Origin of the sequence: Archaeoglobus sulfaticallidus PM70-1, from assembly GCF_000385565.1 — an archaeon.
Lineage (GTDB): Archaea > Halobacteriota > Archaeoglobi > Archaeoglobales > Archaeoglobaceae > Archaeoglobus_A > Archaeoglobus_A sulfaticallidus.
The window spans coordinates 690,700-709,111 of the sequence record NC_021169.1 but is presented as its reverse complement, the minus strand read 5'-3'; the positions used below and the strand labels follow the sequence as shown (position 1 = coordinate 709,111).

General features: G+C 44.6%; 17 protein-coding genes. 9 read left to right on the top strand and 8 right to left on the bottom strand.

The genetic code is table 11. The annotated features are described in order from the left end of the window. Positions 1–100 precede the first annotated feature (100 nt). From ASULF_RS03825 to ASULF_RS03790, 8 genes are all read right to left on the bottom strand, one after another. Positions 101–766, bottom strand: a complete 666-nt coding sequence (locus ASULF_RS03825) for a 2,5-diamino-6-(ribosylamino)-4(3H)-pyrimidinone 5'-phosphate reductase (RefSeq protein ID WP_015590383.1) — start codon at positions 764–766, stop codon at positions 101–103. Beyond that, positions 763–1,452 (bottom strand): competence/damage-inducible protein A, encoded by a 690-nt coding sequence (locus tag ASULF_RS03820; RefSeq protein WP_015590382.1) that lies wholly within the window; start codon positions 1,450–1,452, stop codon positions 763–765. Before ASULF_RS03820 ends, ASULF_RS03825 begins: the two co-directional genes overlap by 4 nt. Positions 1,453–1,518: 66 nt before the next feature. After that, positions 1,519–2,061 carry an SMC-Scp complex subunit ScpB gene (gene scpB, locus ASULF_RS03815; RefSeq protein WP_015590381.1) on the bottom strand — a complete coding sequence of 181 codons (543 nt, stop codon included), beginning with the start codon at positions 2,059–2,061 and terminating at the stop codon, positions 1,519–1,521. 24 nt (positions 2,062–2,085) lie between these two features. Further along, positions 2,086–2,811: a segregation and condensation protein A gene (locus ASULF_RS03810; RefSeq protein ID WP_015590380.1), complete on the bottom strand. Its 726-nt coding sequence runs from the start codon at positions 2,809–2,811 to the stop codon at positions 2,086–2,088. A 6-nt stretch (positions 2,812–2,817) separates the two neighbouring features. After that, on the bottom strand, positions 2,818–6,321 hold the full coding sequence (smc, locus tag ASULF_RS03805; RefSeq protein WP_015590379.1) for a chromosome segregation protein SMC: 3,504 nt from the start codon (positions 6,319–6,321) through the stop codon (positions 2,818–2,820). A gap of 5 nt (positions 6,322–6,326) precedes the next feature. Beyond that, entirely contained in the window at positions 6,327–6,680 is a 354-nt protein-coding gene (locus ASULF_RS03800; protein ID WP_015590378.1) for a hypothetical protein, read from the bottom strand. 319 nt (positions 6,681–6,999) lie between these two features. Then, positions 7,000–8,634, bottom strand: coding sequence for a thermosome subunit beta (thsB, locus tag ASULF_RS03795; protein WP_015590377.1), 1,635 nt, complete (start codon positions 8,632–8,634; stop codon positions 7,000–7,002). 42 nt (positions 8,635–8,676) lie between these two features. Next, on the bottom strand, positions 8,677–9,633 hold the full coding sequence (locus tag ASULF_RS03790) for a transcriptional regulator (RefSeq protein WP_015590376.1): 957 nt from the start codon (positions 9,631–9,633) through the stop codon (positions 8,677–8,679). Between the two features lie 147 nt (positions 9,634–9,780). Here ASULF_RS03790 and ASULF_RS03785 point away from each other — a divergent pair, with 147 nt between their 5' ends. The 9 genes from ASULF_RS03785 to ASULF_RS03745 all read left to right on the top strand — a co-directional run bounded on the left by ASULF_RS03785 (position 9,781) and on the right by ASULF_RS03745 (position 18,410). Then, a complete protein-coding gene (locus ASULF_RS03785; RefSeq protein WP_015590375.1) occupies positions 9,781–11,094 on the top strand; it encodes an FAD-dependent oxidoreductase in 1,314 nt (437 codons plus the stop codon). Positions 11,095–11,145: 51 nt separating this feature from the next. Then, entirely contained in the window at positions 11,146–11,985 is an 840-nt protein-coding gene (locus ASULF_RS03780) for an MBL fold metallo-hydrolase (RefSeq protein WP_015590374.1), read from the top strand. Positions 11,986–12,062: 77 nt separating this feature from the next. Next, complete coding sequence (rtcA, locus tag ASULF_RS03775) at positions 12,063–13,073, top strand: RNA 3'-terminal phosphate cyclase (protein WP_015590373.1); 1,011 nt, start codon at positions 12,063–12,065, stop codon at positions 13,071–13,073. A 113-nt stretch (positions 13,074–13,186) separates the two neighbouring features. Continuing rightward, positions 13,187–14,767, top strand: a complete 1,581-nt coding sequence (gene serA, locus ASULF_RS03770) for a phosphoglycerate dehydrogenase (RefSeq protein ID WP_015590372.1) — start codon at positions 13,187–13,189, stop codon at positions 14,765–14,767. 83 nt (positions 14,768–14,850) lie between these two features. After that, positions 14,851–15,372: a nitroreductase family protein gene (locus ASULF_RS03765; protein ID WP_015590371.1), complete on the top strand. Its 522-nt coding sequence runs from the start codon at positions 14,851–14,853 to the stop codon at positions 15,370–15,372. A 36-nt stretch (positions 15,373–15,408) separates the two neighbouring features. Beyond that, a complete protein-coding gene (locus tag ASULF_RS03760) occupies positions 15,409–15,726 on the top strand; it encodes a DUF167 family protein (RefSeq protein WP_015590370.1) in 318 nt (105 codons plus the stop codon). Further along, entirely contained in the window at positions 15,710–16,117 is a 408-nt protein-coding gene (locus ASULF_RS03755; RefSeq protein ID WP_015590369.1) for a toprim domain-containing protein, read from the top strand. Before ASULF_RS03760 ends, ASULF_RS03755 begins: the two co-directional genes overlap by 17 nt. After that, positions 16,099–17,247, top strand: a complete 1,149-nt coding sequence (locus ASULF_RS03750; RefSeq protein WP_015590368.1) for an MFS transporter — start codon at positions 16,099–16,101, stop codon at positions 17,245–17,247. The genes ASULF_RS03755 and ASULF_RS03750 overlap by 19 nt, the downstream gene beginning before the upstream one ends. Positions 17,248–17,279: 32 nt before the next feature. Continuing rightward, positions 17,280–18,410, top strand: coding sequence for an MFS transporter (locus tag ASULF_RS03745; protein WP_015590367.1), 1,131 nt, complete (start codon positions 17,280–17,282; stop codon positions 18,408–18,410). Positions 18,411–18,412: the final 2 nt, after the last annotated feature.

The following is an 18,412-nucleotide window of genomic DNA, read 5'->3' as shown; positions in this document are numbered from 1 at the left end:
CCGAAGTGGGGAGGATAGCATGCGCTTGAACCCACAAGATGTCCATCAATGAACTGGCGGAAGGAGGTCACGCTTTGATGGTTTCTCACATGCAAACAACCTATCTGTAAACAACCCTCCATCTGGTAAAAATACCTTCCCCGAGTTTCTGACAGCTTATCAGCTCGAGCCTTACCGGATCTGCAAATGATTCACCATCGACAACCGTAGGAGAGTTCCTGCCACCGATAATCATGTTGCCGTAGTAGATGTTGAACTCGTCTATCATCTTCTCTCTCAGCAGCGAGTTTATCAGCGTTCCTCCACCCTCTACCATCAACCTTCTGACTCCAATCTTGTAGAGGTACTCACACAGCAGCCTGAGATCAACCTTTTCTCGCCCAAAAACAACCACCTCTGCTCTCTCCTCTATGAGCTTTACCCTTTCAAGACCTTTCTCGGTGGTGGCAACTATCGTTCTCGCTCTATCATCCAGAATTTTCGCATTTAGCGGTATTCTCAGTCTGCTATCCACAACCACTCTGATAGGATTCTCGTCCTTGCCAGCTTGAACCCGCTCATACCTGAGCCTCTCATCTTTCACTGTCAGAGATGGATCATCTGACAGAACCGTTCCTATACCTACCATGATGGCATCTGAGAAGGCCCTCAGTCTATCCACTCTCTGAAAGTCCTCTCTGCAGGATATTCTCACCTGCTTCCTGCTCTCATCGCTTATCTTGCCATCTATACTTGAAGCTATATTGACAAAAACGAACGGTTTCATTTTCTGACCTTCAAAAGCTCTTCAAGCCTCTTCTTGGCCTCTTCAACCCTCCCCTTATTCCTGCCAGAGAACTTGATCACAACATAACCCGGCTTTGGATAGGAACCGATGGAAACATCCTTAAATTCTTCCACAACTTTGTTCAGCTCTTTCAGAATCTGACTCTCATATCCATTAACCTTGAGCGTGTCCTCATAGTATTCCTCCTCGGAAAACCTCTTTATGATCTTATTGAATGTATCCTCCATCTCTGCAGGCACTCCAGGCATAACGGCCACATTCCTGAATATGAATGCTGGAGCAGCACCCCTGTCGTTTGGAATAATCTCAGAACCTTTCGGGACGGATGCAACCTTCCTTATTGCTTCTTCATTTCTGGAGAACCTTCTGAGGCGGTTGGCAGTTTTTTCATCAACCACAAGCTCGACATTGAAGGCTTTCGCTATCCCCTCAGCAGTAACATCGTCGTGGGTCGCTCCTAGCCCGCCGGTAACGAGCACAAAATCAGCCTTTTCGCTTGCCTTCCTGACCTCCTCGGCAATCTCATCAACATCGTCCGGAATTACGATGATCCTCTTAACCCTGTGTCCCATTTGAACAAGCTTTTTTGCCATGTATACTGAATTCGAGTTTGCTGTATCTCCACTCAAAAGTTCGTTGCCGACAGAGATTATAATAAAATCCATGAATAATCTCTAAGGTACTGCAAGAAAAAGTTTGCGAATTCTTTTGCAAAATTTGTACCATCAAAGTTATTCCCTGCTGTAATCAGAAAGCTTGCCCTTCTTCTGTAACTCGCTGAAAAATTCCCTTACATACTCTGGATCGCTTTTTTCTAGCCCATAGTATTTTGCGAAGTACTTGGTGGTTGTGATTATCTTGCTCCTGCCCTCCTTCCTGGTCTCTATGAACCCGATCTCCTCAAGCTTCTTTACATGCTCGTAGCACCTGTTACCCCTGATCTTAGCAAGCTCGGATAGCTTTATTGGCTGCCTGATCGCTATAACAACTAGAGTCCTCCTCGTACCTCTGTCGAGATCTTTTTCGCTGAATCTGTCAACGAATCTGGTGTAATTCGGCTTAACCCTCATCAAATAGCTACCTTTAAGCTCAATAATCTCTATTGAGCTATCCCTTATATTGTACTCGTGAACAAGATCTCTGAGAACTTTCTCAACAATCTCAGTCTTGACCCTGACAATCCTCGCTATTTTCGATGGGGATATTGGTTCAGATGAGGAGAAAAGAATAGCCTCAACGATCTTCCTTACCTCGTTTTCGTTTTTATCTTCCATGTTATCTACCTGCTAACCCTCGATTTATCTGATCAACCTTATCTCAATATCCTCTTCAAAAATCCTTTCCTGCCTCAGTTCGATTATCTTCCTGTATGCGAGGTGCAGGATTGAAAGGAAGTATGTGACCTTCTCCTTTCTTTCTTTCATTCCTACAAGCTCGGAAAAGAGAATTGCATCCTTTATTCTGAAGTACTTCAGGAGTTCCGCTTCAATCCTTATGAGCGTCTCCTCAATGTTCTCTTCATGTGGAACCTTCAGTGGATCCTCGACCTCTCTGACCACTTTTTTCCTGACTCTCTTTCTTCTCTCAACTCTTTCAGCCATCTCCAGCTCTTTTATCAGGTCATCGAGGGTTGTGAATCTTCTGACGGTTCTTCTCTTTGGCAGATCATAATTCTCTGTCTCTTTCTTGTCTGGTCTCTCGCTTGGTTTCTCATCAAAATCGAATGGGAAGGTATCGAAATCGATCTCGTCGGGGATGTAGCTCTCCTCCTCAACCTCCTCTTCAGCCCCCCCTCTGGTCATTAAAGCTTCGTTGGCAAGGATCTCAGCTTTCATTCTTACAAGGATTGCTGCATAGAGTAAAACCCTTCCGGAAATCCTCAGATCGAGCTTTTGGGCCTTCTCAAGTTTTTCAAGAAACTTTGAGGCCACATCTATCACATCGATGTTCCACGGATCTATCTCTCCCCTCTTCGCCATCTCAACGAGCAATTCTATCGGATCTTCAAGATTTTCAGGAGTCATGTTCTATCAGGCCTTCATCTTTATTCCTGTTACAGTTGAGGAGTTATCTTTGGAGAGGGTTACCCCAACGATTGAATCTGCTTTCTCGAGCATGGGCTTCCTGAGTGACACCACAATGAACTGAGCGTTCTTAGATCTCTCGCTTATCAGCTTCGCGACCTTCTCTACATTTATGCCGTCAAGGAACATGTCCACCTCGTCGAAGGCGTAGAATGGTGCGGGCTTGAACTTTTGGATCGCGAATATCAGCGATAAGGCCACAAGGCTCTTCTCTCCACCGCTCATCGACTCTATTTTCTGAATGGGCTTGTCTCTAACTCTAACTCTCATGTACAGCCCGCTATTGAACGGATCATCAGCATTGTCGAGGTACAGTTCGCCTTCTCCCTCAGCGAGTTTCGAAATTATCTCTTTGAAGTGCATGTTTATCGCGTTGAATGTCTCGAAGAAGGTATCCCTCTTCATCTTCTCGTATCTCTCTATCTTTTCCAGTATCTCACTCCTTTCCTTCTCAAGAGTAAGTTTCTTGCTCATGAGCTCTTCCTTCCTCGCTTTCACCTCTTCATAATCCTGTATTGCTTTCAGGTTGACATCTCCGAACTTCTTCAGCTCAAGCTCTATCTCTTCAAGTCTTCTTTTCACATGCTCCATTCTTGGTATATTCTGTACCTCTTCCTCATCATACTCTATCTCTCCAAGCTCCCGGATTTGCTCTTCTATATCTTTCAGACTCTCTTCCTTCGCTTTTATGGTCTCTTCGATTCCGGTAACCTCGAACCTCTTTTCATCTCTATCTTTCTCGAGTTTTTTGATCTCGGCAAGCAGCTTTGATCTTTTATCTCTGAGATCCTTAACGGATTCTCCTACTTCCTTCTCCTTTTCCTTCAGTGTGATAAGTCTCTCTCCAAGCTCGCTATAAAGCTGGCTATCGTTTTCTATCTCCTTTTTGAGGTTCTCTATTTTCCTGTCAAGCTCATCAATTTTGATCTCTTTCTCCAGCACGAGGTCCTTGAGCTGTTGCAGCTTGAACTCAGAATTCTCGAGATTCTTGGTTATGGAATACATGGCTCTGCTATTTCTGTCTATTTCCTCTTTGATCTCCTCAAGCTTTCTTGTAAGTGCCGGGATCTCGCTGCCCCTCATCTTTGCCTCTATTTCTTCTATCTCTCCAGAAATCTTTCTGATCTCCTCATCTATCTTTTCTATCTCCTCTTCAACCCCAGACATTCTTTCGTAGATCTCAGCTCTCTCTTTCTGCTTGTATGTGAGCTTCTCCTTCAATTCTTCAATCCTGTTCTCGTTATCTCTCAGCTTGGATTCGGCAACGGATATTTTACTGCTCAATTCGGAGAGTCTGGAGTTGATCTCCTCCACATTGCTCTGATGAATCCTCCTTTCCTCTTCAACCAACCTCAGATTCCCCAGCATCTCGGCTTTTCTACTCTCTATAACTGTTATTTCCTCTTCAAGCTTCTTCTCCTTCTCGAAAAGCTCTTTTGTTGCCAGAATGCCCTTGCTCTTCTGTTTGCTGCCACCGCTTATCGTTCCGGCTCTCTCAACTATATCTCCATCAAGCGTAACTATCCTTCTGCCATCCATTAACCTCTTGGCCGTGTCGATGTCCTCAACCACAAGCGTGTCCCGATACACGAAGTTGAAAACGGGTTTGAACTTCTTTTCACACTTTATCAGGTTTATCGCGTAATCGATAACACCTTTCTCTTTCAAAACGCTCCTATCAAGCTTTATATCTCCAAAATTCTTCTTTATCTTGTTAAGAGGTATGAATGTTGCTCTACCTCCATCTATTTGCTTGAGATACTTGATACACCTTATCGCATCATCCTCATTCTCAACAACCAGATATTGCAGGGAGTTCCCCGCAGAAACCTCCAGTGCTACTGCAAACTTCTCATCGACCTCACACAGCTGGGATACTGTCCCGAAAACACCCGGCATGGCTTTTCTGCTTTTAGCTTCCAGAATCAACTCAACAGCCTTGGAGAAGCTGCTCTCAAGCAAAGAGAGCTGAGCCTTAATCTTTGAAAGCTCCACCTCTAAATTCTTCTTCTCTTCTTCAAGTGAGGAAATCTGATTCCGTATGGAGAATATCTTATTATCTGCCTCATTCCTTCTCTTTATGGCAGCTTCCAGCTCCTTCTCAACTTCCTTGTATTTTTTATTCAGCTCCTTCAACTCTTCATTCAGCGTTATGCTCTCCTTTCTGAGCGTCTCGATCTCGCCTTCAATGTCCTCAATCTCCATCCCTATCCTTCTGATAACCTCCAGCAGCCTGTCTCTCTCGTTGACCTTGCTTGATTTCCTTTCCTTCAGTTCATCAAGGATCTCTTTCTTCTTCAGCAACTGATCTCTGAGCTCTGAGTATGCTGAATCCATCAGATTGAGCTTTGAAATGATCAGGCTCTTCTTGGACTCCAGATCGTCAAGAACCTCCTGAACACTCATCTTTTGGATGGAGAACTTCTGTAATTCCTCCTCAACCTTCGACACCTCTTCTTTCAGCTTTGATATCGAAACGAGGAGCTTGGTTTTTTCATCCTCAATGTCCTTTATCTCCTTCTTTTTCATCTCAATTGAGCTCTTCAGCCCCTCCCTTTTTGAGGATATCTCAATTATTTCGTTCTGTATAGTTTTATAGCTTTCATCAGCGAGTCTGTATATTTCTGCTGAGATTTCATCGGCTTTCGTGTTCAGCTCGTTCAGCTTCGAGTTGATATCAATGATCTCCTTCAAAATCTTATCTTTTCTCATCTCAAGGTTCTCTATGTCCCTTTTAATCATTCTTTTTCTCCTGTTTAGGCTCAGGAACTTGTTGATCTTTAGATACTTCAAATTCAGCTCCTTTTCCTCTATGAGCGATTTGTATCTGAGAGCTTCTTCCCTATCAGCCTTCAACTGCTCAAGCTGGTTGCTAACTTCGATGAGTATCGTGTTTATCCGCTCTATGTTCTCCCTGACAGCTTCAAGCTCCTCTATGGCTTTTGCTTTCTTCTCATCAAATTCTGAAATTCCGGCTATATCGTCTATGATCTTCCTTCTTTGAAATGGTGTCATTTCAGCTATTCTTGTGACATCTCCCTGCATCACGACATTGTACGCATCGCTGTATATGCCAAAGTTCTGCAAAAGCCTCTGAATCTCAGCCAGATTAACGGATTTCCCGTTTAAGTAGTTGTAGGTGTAGTTGCCCTTGCTCGTTCTCTTTATCTTTCTGGTGATCTTTATCTCTTCTCCATCGTTGTCGAAAATAACGGTAACCTCAGCTTCGCCCAGCTTTCCATTTCCAGAATATATGAGGTCTCCAACCCTGTCCGCTCTCAGGTATCTTGTCGATGGAGTCAATCCAAGACAGAAAAGTATCGCATCTACAATATTCGACTTCCCGCTCCCGTTGGGGCCGCTGATAACGGTAAATCCCTTAAAAAAGGGAATTTCAACTTTTTTATTAAATGATTTAAAGTTTTTCAGGACTATCTTCTTGATGTACATAAACTTTAATCACAGTAAATGATTCCGTCATCCTCATCTTCTCTGGTTTTCTTTTCCTCTGCAGTTAGCAGTTCGACATCCTCATCGTCCACTCTCTTCTCAATTACTCTTTCCTTAGCAACCCTTCTGTCTTCGAGCACTCTATCCTCCTTTCGGGTCTCTTTACTCTCGTCCATTTTCTTGAGTTCACTCTTCAGGTAGAGCACTTCAGATGACAGGGCATCGATCAGCTTTGAGAACTCTATTATTTTTGCTTCAAGCTCTTTGACCTTCTTGAACTCGAACAGAAGCTCGTTTTTTACCTCTTTAACTATGCTCTTTTTCAGTTCCTCAAGCTCCATGTCCTTCAGTGACAGCATCTTCTTCAACTCCGCAATCTCTCTATCCTTTTCAATTATTTTTTTTCGAGCCTTTCAACCAGTATGTCACCTTCCGACATTCAATAGAAAATTGAAACAACTAATTTATATAATTTTCCCTTCATTCTGCCTTTAATTTTGATTAAAATTTTTGAAATCAATCCACTCAATGATCAAACACATCCTGTAAAAAATATCACATCATTATGGTATCTTAAAATTAAATATGCTAATATAGATCTGCTTGAGTCAAACAGTAAGCACATCGCCAAAACAGCTAAACGAAGAAAAGCAAATAAAATTAAAAATTAGAATTTATTTAGTCGCTGTCCTCGCTGTCCGTGTCAGTGTCCTCTCCACCCTTGCCGGTCTCCATTCCCTTTGCAGCAATTACATCGTCGATTCTCAGTATCATTATGGCGACCTCTGTAGCACTGCTTATAGCCTGCTTCTTGACCTTGAGCGGCTCGAGGACTCCCTTCTCCATCATGCACTTGACCTTGCCGTCGAAGACATCAACGCCATAGGTCTTCTTGCCCTCCTCATGGGCCTTTCTGATCTCAACGATGATGTCTATTGGGTCGAGTCCAGCGTTCTCGGCCAGTGCTCTTGGGATAACCTCAAGCGCATTTGCGAAAGCCTCGGCAGCCAGCTGCTCTCTTCCACCAAGGGTTGGAGCCCACTGCTTGAGCTTCAGGCTGATCTCGGCCTCTGGAGCACCACCGCCGGCAACAACATATCCGCTCTCGACAGCAACTTTTGTGACCTTCAGTGCATCGGTCAGAGACCTCTCGACCTCATCAACGATGTGCTCGGTACCACCTCTGATCAGCACTGTCACAGCCTTTGGATTCTTGCAGCCCTCGATGAACACCATCTTCTCATCGCCGATCTTCCTCTCCTCGACGAGTTCTGCGGTACCGAGATCCTCTGGCTTAACATCTCTTAGATCTGTGAGTATCTTGGCGCCAGTTGCCTTTGCGATCTTGTCGATGTCGCTCTGCCTGACCCTCCTTACCGCAAGCACTCCGGCTTTTGCTAGGTAGTACTGTGCAAGATCATCGATACCCTTCTGGCAGAAGACAACATTCGCTCCAGCGTTAACCAGTGTATCGACCATGTCTTTCAGCATCTTCTCTTCCTGCTCGATGAACTTCTGGAGCATCTCTGGATCGGTTATTCTTATCTCTGCATCGGTCTCGGTCTCCTTGACTTCCAGTGCTGTCTTCAGAACTGCGATCTTCGCATCCTTTATTCTCTTCGGCATTGATGGGTGCACAACCTCTTTGTCAATCACTATACCCTTCACGAGCTTTGTATCCTCAATTCCACCGCCCTGTCTCTTCTCGAGCTTGACATTGTCGAGATCAACCTTGTACTTTCCGTTCTCATCCTCAGCTACTGCCTTTATTGTCTGAACCACCAGCTCAGCCAGATAGCCAACAGCATACTCTGCGTGCTTGCCCGTTATGGCTGTTGAAGCGATCCTCTTCAGCTTCTCCTCATCGTTGACATCTATCTTCTCTGCAATGCTGTCAAGAACCTCCATCGCCTTGTTGGCAGCCAGTCTGTAACCTCTTGCTATTATCGTTGGGTGAATCTCCTGCTCGAGCAGCTCCTCAGCTTTCCTGAGGAACTCACCAGCGAGAACTACAGCAGTAGTTGTGCCGTCTCCAACCTCATCCTCCTGTGTCTTTGCAACCTCTATGATCATTTTTGCAGCTGGATGCTCAACATCCATCTCCTTGAGGATTGTAACTCCATCATTCGTGATGACAACATCACCCAGACTGTCAACAAGCATCTTGTCCATTCCCTTTGGACCGAGGGTGCTCTTAACTGCCTCAGCAATAACCTTCGCAGCCATTATATTCAGTCTCTGAGCATCCCTACCAACAGTCCTCTGGGTTCCCTCCTTCAGGATCAAGACCGGCTGACCATGTAGTGTAGCCACTATCTCACCCCCTTAATTTCAAGAATAAGTGGTATAGTAGTTCTATATATTCTTTTCGGTTGATTCTGTCTTTTCATTTATGAATGTGATGAAGTCCTTGGCAGAAAATATGCATTCGAGATCCTCTTTCATGAGGAATACAACCATGTCGGATGGCTCGGACACCTTCTTTTCCACGATATACGCAGCCTTTGTCGATAAAACTTCTGAAACCCTTCCAAGCACTTTAACCCTCTTCTTTATCTCTCTAACCTGCTTGATTCCGGTTAAAATCGTCTCCTCACACTCTTCAGGCCTTGTGAGCAGGTCGAACGGTGCATGCTTTATGGGATAGACCTTTATTCCGAGCACCCTTAGCTGTTCGACAATCTCTGCCTCACTCTCTTCCATCTCTGGCTTTTCCTCTTCAAGATTCTCTTCATATTTAACGAAATTCTTGAGGTCTATCGCCTTGATGATGTATGTTCCGAGGAGTTCTTCAAGCTTGAGGGCATTCTCGACTGAGGTGTCTATGCCCTCCTCATATTTCTTGACAGTCCTTCTCGAAACTCCCAGATACTTCGCCATCTCTCCGAGCGACAGGCCAAGCTCCTCCCTGACCTCCCTGATTTTCTCATAGTCGAGCTTTACATAGTACCCGCCTGGAGCGGAATAGACCATCGGTGAGATTTCATCGATTATGAAATCGTAGAATGTGGCTGTATTTATAACAGGCAGACCGTATCTGTTATAAACGACACCCCTTTCAAGAAAATCGAGCTTGAACTTTTCTCCAACCACTAAAGGAACAGCATTGAGGAGTTTGGCTATTTTCTTCATTTCTTGTGCCATTTCAAGTTTAAAGGAATCGATATTGTAGAGTACTTTGATAAGAAAAGCCTCATCTTCTTTTCTTGCGACTATGTCAAAACATCTCGGCTTGGTTTCGACTAAATCTGTCACAGCAAAACCAGCCCTCTTCAGAATTTTCAGCACTATTTGCAGCACACCTATCTGCATCAAATACTGATAGGTATGATTTACTATATAATATTTTGCTTCAGTAATAAACTGGCGATAAACCCTTATAGCAACTGGAATGGAACTCTACCGCTTAAAAGCATACCTTTATATTGAACTTCAATAATTAATTAAGTTGGTGATCGAATGAGGGTTGTTGTTATTGGCGGTGGCGCTGGAGGAATGAGCAGCGCTTCGAGGGTTAGAGCCCTAAAACCCGAATGGAAGGTGACCGTTTTTGAAGCAACCAATTTCGTCAGTCATGCACCATGTGGGATACCCTATGTCGTGGAGGGTGTTAGCGAGTTGCCAAAGCTGATGTACTACCCACCAGAGGTCTTCATTGAGAAGAGAGGTATTGATCTGCGCATGAACACAAAGGTTACCGATGTCACCAGAAACTCGGTAAAATATGTTGAAAACGGTGAGGAGAAGGAGATTGAGTGGGATTATCTGGTTATAGCTACCGGAGCAAGTCCCATACGACCAGGGATAGAGGGTATAGATCTTGAGGGTATATTCACAGTCGATCTGCCACCTGATGCTGAGAGAATTGTGAGATATGCTGAGAAAGCTGAAAACATAGTTATCGTGGGTTCGGGATACATTGGCTTAGAGATGGCTGAGGCTTTTTCAGCGAGGAAAAAGAATGTTACAGTCATAGAGATGCTCAATCATCCGCTTCCGAACTTCGATGAGGATATTGCAGAGGTGGTTAAGAAGGAAATGGAGAAATGGGTGGATCTGAGGCTGAATGAGAAAGTCACAGCCTTTGAGGGCAAAGACAGGGTTGAGAAAGTCGTTACTGACAAGGGCGAGTATAAAGCGGATATGGTTATCGTGGCTGTTGGAGCCAAGCCCAACACGGAACTGGCTGAGAGGCTGGGGGTGAAGATCGGTGAAACAGGTGCCATATGGACTGACAGGAAAATGCAAACGAGCATGGAGAATGTTTATGCCTGCGGTGATTGTGCAGAAACTTTCCACATGGTTACTGGCAAGAGGGTGTGGAATCCATTAGCTCCTCCGGGGAACAAGATGGGCTATGTGGCTGGAGTGAACATATGTGGAGGAGATCTGGAGTTTCCAGGAGTTCTTGGAACGCAGATAACGAAGTTCCATGAGCTCGAGATAGGTAGAACTGGATTGAATGAGAAAGAGGCAAGAGAAGCTGGCTTCGATCCGCAAACAACCTTCATAAAGGCACAGACAAGGGTTCACTACTATCCTGGAGGGAGAAAGACCTTTATCAAGGTCATAGCTGACAGGAACACGAAGAGGATTCTTGGAGCGCAGATAGCCGGCTACGATTCGGTTCTGATGAGAGTGAATACGATGGCTGCAGTTATACAGACGGGAATGACAACCAAGGATCTCTTCTTCGCCGATCTGGCTTATGCACCTCCTTTTGCTCCAACATGGGAGCCGCTCATAGTTGCTGCCAGAACGCTGAAGTTCTGATTCCATAAAAAATCCAGTAAATTTTTTAACTTTGATATATTTATTTGCACCATGCTGAAGATCGATGAAAGAACATTCCTCCTTGAGGGAAAGAATAAAGGAAAGTTTCCTTACTGTAACTGCTTGCTTCTGGACAGCATCCTGATAGATGCTGGATTGGGGGATGTGGGGGCAGTTAAGGATAGAGTTGAGGTGGTTCTTTTATCGCACACGCATCCAGATCATGTGCTTGATGCGTGGGTATTCAATGAGATGGGAAGGAAGGTTCTATCTCCTGAGGGATTTGAGACTGATATCGATACTCTCGCAAACAGACTTGCTGATGAACTCGCTGAATACTGGAAGGAATTCGTGAAAGGTGTGGGTTTGAGGGGATTTAAGTCTGAGAAGTATGAAGAGGGGTTGATCTTTGAGAATCCGGAAATAATAGCGTACAAGCTTCCGGGACATACTCTCGACATGCATGTTTTTCTGATAGATGGCAGGATAATGTATGGGGCAGATATAGATCTAACGAGATTCGGTCCATGGTATGGTAACCCTGAAAGCGATCTTGAGCAGTTCAGGAAGAGCATCGAAGAGCTGAGGAAGATGGATTTTGAGTTGTATATCTCATCTCATCTCATGAAAGTCTTCAGCAGAGAGGAGTTTGACGATAGGATAGAGGAGTATCTAAGAGTTTTTGACGAAAGGGACAGGCTTTTGCTGGAACTGCTTGAAGATGGAAAGAGTCTGGAGGATCTGGTTGAGATATCCCCATTCTACAGAAAGAAGCCGTATGCCAAAGAACTGCTCGACTTCTTTGAGAGGAACATGATCAGAAAGCACCTTGATTACCTGATATCGAGGGGGCTGGTTAGAGAAGAGGATGGATTCTATTACCGAAATTGAGTTGTTGATGGAGGGCAGCAAAATCCAATAGAGAATCAGGAATAACGCCTTTATATTTAGCAGTACTTCTGAAAGATATGATCGAAATAGATGGAAGCTTTGGGGAGGGTGGGGGGCAGATTCTCAGAAGCTCGATTGCTCTTTCATGCATAACCGGTAAGGCTGTCAGGATCACAAGAATCAGAGCCAACCGTCCAAAGCCGGGCTTGGCCCCTCAGCACCTTAAAGGGATAGAGTCTGCGAAAATGCTGTGTGATGCCGAGGTTGAGGGGCTGAAAGTGAGATCGATGGAGGTTACCTTCAGACCATCTGACTTAAAGCCTAAAGGCCTTGAGATTGATATTGGAACTGCAGGAAGTGTTACACTGATTCTCCAATCGATTCTGCTGCCATCTATCCTGAGGGGTTGTAGGATGAAAATCAGAGGGGGAACTGATGTGAAATGGGCCCCAACCGTGGACTACTTCAGGAATGTAACCTTAAAGGCCCTGTCCGAGCTTGGTGTTAGGTGCAATTTTGAGGTTATAACGAGGGGATACTATCCAAAGGGTGGTGGCGAGGTGGTTGTGGAAACAGAAGAATCCTCACTGGAGGGTGTTGATTTCAATGACTTCAAAGATACCAAAAGCAAAACCGTGTATGGGATAAGCCACTGTTCAAATCTGCCTGACCATGTTGCATCAAGGCAGGCAAAATCTGCTGAGCGATTTCTGAGAAAAAATGGTTTTGAGAGCGATATAAAATTGGAAGTAACCAAAGCCTACTCAACTGGCAGTGGAATAACACTCTGGAGCGGGTACAAGGGAGGATCCGCTCTGGGTGAGAAAGGGAAGAGGGCTGAGAATGTCGGTCAGGAATCAGCAATGGAGATTGCGAAAGAGATGAATTCAAAAGCGGTTTTTGACAGGCATATCGCCGATCAGGTGATGGTGTTTGCCGCTCTGGCGAAAGGAAAAACATCATACACGACTTCTGAGATAACAATGCATCAGAAAAGCAATGCCTATGTCATAAAACAGTTTTTTGGAGATATAATCTACTTTGATGGGAACAGGGTTGTAATTGAAGGAGTGGGGCTGTTAGGATAATTCTCGGGATAATTCTTTGATGTGTATGTCTTGAGAAAAATTACTTTGAGAAAAATTACTCGGCAGAAAAAATCAACAGTAAAAGTTTAAATCCCATGGTCTTAGTTGCTTTAATGAAGGTACTTGTTTCAGACCCTATACCGGATGAAGCGATTGCAATGATGAAAAACGCTGGAATAGATGTTGATGTAATGACCAGCCTGTCGCAGGAGGACTTAATTAAAGTCATACCGGATTATGATGGTTTAATTGTCAGAAGCGGGACCAAGGTTACGGCTGAGGTGATTGAGGCGGCGAAAAACCTCAGGATTATTGGAAGGGCTGGTGCTGGGGTGGATAACATTGATATCAAGAAAGCAACCGAGAAAGGCATTGTGGTTGTGAATGCTCCGGGTGGAAATTCTGTATCTACTGCGGAGCTTGCTATCGCGATGATCTTTGCTGTGGCAAGAAAGATACCACAGGCGGATAGAAGTGTGAAGGAAGGGAAATGGGAGAGGAAGAAGTTCATCGGCACAGAGCTGAGAGGGAAGACTCTAGGAGTTATCGGTCTTGGAAGAGTTGGATATGAGGTTGCGAAAAGGGCGAAGATGCTTGAGATGCATGTTCTCGCTTACGATCCCTACATAAGCGAGGAGAAGGCGAAGGAGATTGGAGTTGAGATCCTGCCATTTGAAGATGTTCTGCGGAAATCTGATTTCATAACGATACATGTTCCGAAGACCAAGGAAACTGTTGGAATGTTCTCTAAGAGGGAGTTCGAGCTGATGAAGGATGGAGCTTACATCATAAACTGTGCGAGGGGGGGAATAGTTGACGAGAAAGCCCTTTATGAGAGTCTGATTAATGGAAAGCTTGCTGGAGCTGGACTGGATGTCTATGAAAACGAGCCGCCGGGAGACAATCCTTTGCTCAAGCTGGACAATGTGGTCACAACCCCACACATAGGAGCATCAACCAAGGAAGCACAGATAAGCGTTGGTTTGACAATAGCTGGGGAAATTATAAACTTCTCTAAAGGTCTACCGGCCAGGAACGCTGTAAATCTTCCGAGCCTTGAACCAACAGCCTATGAGAAGATTATGCCCTACATGCTTCTGGCTGAGAAGATGGGTAGGATTGCTTCAGCTAGGCTTGGAAATGTCATCAAGGCCGTGAGAATAACCTACAAGGGAGAAATCTCTGGATATGAGACGGATTACATAACCAGATCGTTCCTGATGGGTCTGCTGGGTGAGATTCTGGGTTCGAACATAAATCTTGTTTCATGCGTTCCCGTAGCGAGAGAGAGGAAAATAAGGATAGAGGAGAGCAAAAGTGAGACCTCTGAATACTACTCGAGCATTTTGGAAGTTTATGCTGAGGGGGATGAAAAGAGCATAACCCTTGAGGGAACATGCTTTGGAAAGGATGATTACAGAATACTGAAGATCGACAGGTACAAGGTGGACTTCATACCGAAGGGCAACTACATAATCTCTCTGCATGAGGACAAACCCGGTGTTATCGGGAGAGTTGGAACGCTGTTTGGGGAGAACAACATCAATATCGCTGGAATGATCGTTGGTAGACATGGAGGAAAGGGAGGTATTCAGCTGATGCTACTTCTTGTGGACGATGTGCCGTCGAAGGATGTCCTCGAACAGATGGTGAAGCTCGACGGAATAATAGATGCAACATATATCGAGTTGTAAATTATTATAATCTGCAAAATAACCTGCTAAAGCTTCATAAAAATATCGCAAACCTTTTATTTTTCTTGTATAACTGTTTAAGGATGACGGACTGTTTAGATGTTATATTTAACAGAGTATCGATAAGAAAATTCAGGAAAGAGAAGGTTCCCGATGATATTTTGCTTGAAATCCTGAAAGCTGGCAATTCTGCTCCATCTGCTGGAAACTTACAGGCGAGGGACTTTATAGTCGTTAGGGATGAAAAGATGAAGGTTGAAATCGCAAAAGCCTCTCTGAACCAGATGTTCATCGCAGAAGCTCCGGTGGTCATAGTTGTGTGTGCGAACTATCCCCGGAGCATGAGGGTTTATGGTGAAAGGGGAAAGTTTTATGCCGAGCAAGACGCTACAGCAGCGGTTGAGAACATGCTAATAGCAGCCACAGCGTTGGGACTCGGATGCGTCTGGGTTGGTGCATTTCACGAGGAGTTAATCTCTTCCCTGCTGGGAATTCCGGATCATGCCAGACCTGTAGCCATTATCCCCATTGGATACCCTGACGAGAAACCTGAAAAGAGAAGGAGATATCCGATTCAGGAGCTCACGCACTGGGAGAAATGGTAAAGCTAAAAATATATTGGAGTGCTGTTGTGAGGCGCTATGGGTTTCGAAGAGGCACTTAAAAAGGATGGAGACAGGACGATCCTGAGTATATCGGTTTCCGCAAACGCCAAGAAAACGAGAATACCTCACGCATACAACGAATGGAGGAAGGCCATAGAAGTCAGGATTAAAAGTCCTGCCAGAGACAACAAGGCGAACAGGGAAATAATATCTGAGATGGAAAAGATCTTTGGAGTAGAGGTAGAGATACTTAAAGGTGAGAAGAGCTCGAATAAGGTTATAAGGGTTCATTTAAGCTATGATAGGGTTGTTGAGATCCTGAAAAGAAGATTTGAAAATGAAGCTGAGTTATGAGGAACTTGTTGAGATAAGGGAGATAATCAAGGAGATCGCTAGAGCCTGTGATGATGGAGCAGTCATCATCGTCGAAGGCCGCTCTGATGAGAAAGCTTTGAAAGAGATGGGAATTCACGGTGAAGTCAGGTTCGCATCGATAAGCTCGGATGCTGAAATAGTGGATTCAGTTCGTAGCAGGTTCGTCATACTGTTGACAGACTGGGATTATAGGGGAAACAAGATCGAAAAGGAGCTTTCGAGAAAGCTTGAATTGAATGGCATAGCAGTGGATAGAGAATACAGAAAGAGACTGTTCAGAATAGTTGGCAAAGAGGTTAGAACGATAGAAGACATCCCAAAGTTGATTAAAAAGGCGGAGATAGAGCTGGAGTGGCAGGGATACATTTGAGGAGTGGAATACTGTATTTTGCTGGATTTGTAGGCTATCTCGCGGGAAGCATAGTTTTTCCGATCATCGCACCCTACTCAATGAAACTCGGTGCAAATGCATTCTGGGCTGGAGTCATCAGTGGAGGTTTCGCTTTGGTAACATCTCTTACAATGGTGCTTTTTGGAATGATTGCGGACAGGTTTGGAAAATACAGAACTTCGCTGATTGGTTTTTCCCTCTTCATCGTAGCTCCCCTGTTCTATATAGTATCGAGAAATTACATCGAACTGCTTTTAGCGAGGTTCCTGCATGGCCTTGCCATGGCGATTTTCGTTCCTGCCATCAATGCTCTCGTAATTGATCTGTCTGAGGAGGGCAGAAAGGGTGAGGCTCTGGGATGGATTGCAACATTCACAATGCTTGGCTATGCATTTGGCCCATCTATTGGTGGATATGTGGCAGAGGTTTTCGGGGTCAGAGAGGTATTTATTTCATGCAGCATAGTTGCTGTAATTGGGTTTGTGCCGTTTCTGCTTTTCAGAGTTGATGAGAGAAGGGGCTCTTTTGGGTTCGAATTCGATCTGGATAAAAAAGCAATGTTTGCAGCTATGGTTCCATTTTTCGCCACTTTTGGGAGTGCTGTAATCTCCATATACTCGATTCCGCTGTATCTCCCCAGGCTTGGATATGATTACAGAGATATTGGATTTCTCGTAACATTCCTTTTTCTGTCATCTGCTTTGGTTAGGGTTCCAGCTGGAAAGCTTTCAGATTCGATAGGGAGGCTTCCAGTAATCGTTTTTGGACTCGTAATTGAGGCAATAGGAATATTTCTCTTTCTTTCACAAAGCTTTTACGCCATAGCCCTGGGAACATTTTTAACCGGATTGGGAATGGGATTTGCCAATCCAGCAGGATTTGCCTTACTCTCCGATCTGGTCTCTCCAGAGCATCAGGGTTTTGCGATGGGCGCATCCAGCACATCCCTTCAGCTTGCCGTATTCCTCGGACCTGCGATAATGGGATATGTTACCGAGACATACGGTTTTTCCTTCGTGTTTATACTGTCTGGGATGTTCACAGCTTTATCTGCGGTAGTGTATCTCGTTCTATCGAGATTTATTATTAACAAACCAAAATTTAAATAGTCCTGGGTGATGGTAGCAGAGGTGAAGGTCAGATGGGTTCGAGGGTGTTCAATGTACTTTTCATATCGGTATTTTCAGTTATGCTGGGTCTGGGAATTGTTGTTCCGTTGCTCCCATACTACGCTGAGAGTCTTGGAGCCACGGGGTTGTGGATTGGGGCGATATTCTCTGGATTCTCACTGTCCAGAGCCGTGTTCATGCCACTGATAGGCAAGTTATCAGACTCGAGGGGGAGAAGGTTCTTCATTTTAACTGGTTTGCTGATTTTCACGATCCTCTCGTTCATCTACATCTATGCCAACTCGGTTTATTCTCTAACCGCAGTAAGAATAGTGCATGGCATTGCATCGGCGATGGTAATTCCTGTGGCTCTTGCATACATAGCCGACCTGTCTCCTAAAGGCAGAGAGGGTATGTATATGGGAACCTTCATGGCATCGATGTTCTTCGGAATGGGATTTGGCCCTCTAGTGGGTGGAGTTATAAGGGATATGTACGGAATGGAGGCGGTTTTCATATCAATGGCTGTTCTGTCTTTCATATCCTTCCTGATCTGCCTCCTGTTCCTCCCCGAGTCCAGAGGCAAGTATAGACAAGCAAGTTTGAAGGGGGCTTTGAAGAACAAAGTTATGCGGGCAATTCTCTTTTTTAGAGCTATGAATGCCTTTGCAAATGGTGTTTTCATGGTTTTCCTACCTGTTCTTGGATATCTTATCAGTTTACCATCAACTCAGACGGGTATGTTGATATCTACCAGCATATTTACAACAGCAATCCTTCAGAGGAGATTTGGAAGGTTCGCAGATAACCACAATAAAGCAGTACTGATCTCTGCAGGTTCAGCGATTATAGCCTTCTGTTTCCTGTTCATTCCATTCTTAAAGAGCTTTGAGTCTTTGCTGTTAGCTTCGCTGATCATAGGCATCGGTGGAGCTTTATCGATGCCTTCGGCCATGGCTCTCGTTACGATAGCTGGAAGAGAGATCGGTCAGGGAACTGCCATGGGGGCATTCAACACGGCGATGAGTATAGGCATGATCACAGCACCGATGATCGCAGGGGGCATAATGGATGCTATGGGCATATACCATGTCTTTTTAGTCTCAGGAACGATCTGTTTTATTTCTATACCGGCATTCCTTCTGATGATGAAAATGAAATAAAA

Excerpts from the sequence above, each read along its gene's own strand:
- ASULF_RS03825 (WP_015590383.1), bottom strand. The coding sequence starts at position 766 with ATGAAACCGTTCGTTTTTGTCAATATAGCTTCAAGTATAGATGGCAAG.
- ASULF_RS03820 (WP_015590382.1), bottom strand. The coding sequence starts at position 1,452 with ATGGATTTTATTATAATCTCTGTCGGCAACGAACTTTTGAGTGGAGAT.
- scpB (WP_015590381.1), bottom strand. The coding sequence starts at position 2,061 with ATGGAAGATAAAAACGAAAACGAGGTAAGGAAGATCGTTGAGGCTATT.
- ASULF_RS03810 (WP_015590380.1), bottom strand. The coding sequence starts at position 2,811 with ATGACTCCTGAAAATCTTGAAGATCCGATAGAATTGCTCGTTGAGATG.
- smc (WP_015590379.1), bottom strand. The coding sequence starts at position 6,321 with ATGTACATCAAGAAGATAGTCCTGAAAAACTTTAAATCATTTAATAAA.
- ASULF_RS03800 (WP_015590378.1), bottom strand. The coding sequence starts at position 6,680 with ATGCTGTCACTGAAGGACATGGAGCTTGAGGAACTGAAAAAGAGCATA.
- ASULF_RS03790 (WP_015590376.1), bottom strand. The coding sequence starts at position 9,633 with ATGCAGATAGGTGTGCTGCAAATAGTGCTGAAAATTCTGAAGAGGGCT.
- ASULF_RS03785 (WP_015590375.1), top strand. The coding sequence starts at position 9,781 with ATGAGGGTTGTTGTTATTGGCGGTGGCGCTGGAGGAATGAGCAGCGCT.
- ASULF_RS03780 (WP_015590374.1), top strand. The coding sequence starts at position 11,146 with ATGCTGAAGATCGATGAAAGAACATTCCTCCTTGAGGGAAAGAATAAA.
- rtcA (WP_015590373.1), top strand. The coding sequence starts at position 12,063 with ATGATCGAAATAGATGGAAGCTTTGGGGAGGGTGGGGGGCAGATTCTC.
- serA (WP_015590372.1), top strand. The coding sequence starts at position 13,187 with ATGAAGGTACTTGTTTCAGACCCTATACCGGATGAAGCGATTGCAATG.
- ASULF_RS03765 (WP_015590371.1), top strand. The coding sequence starts at position 14,851 with ATGACGGACTGTTTAGATGTTATATTTAACAGAGTATCGATAAGAAAA.
- ASULF_RS03760 (WP_015590370.1), top strand. The coding sequence starts at position 15,409 with ATGGGTTTCGAAGAGGCACTTAAAAAGGATGGAGACAGGACGATCCTG.
- ASULF_RS03755 (WP_015590369.1), top strand. The coding sequence starts at position 15,710 with ATGAAGCTGAGTTATGAGGAACTTGTTGAGATAAGGGAGATAATCAAG.
- ASULF_RS03745 (WP_015590367.1), top strand. The coding sequence starts at position 17,280 with ATGGGTTCGAGGGTGTTCAATGTACTTTTCATATCGGTATTTTCAGTT.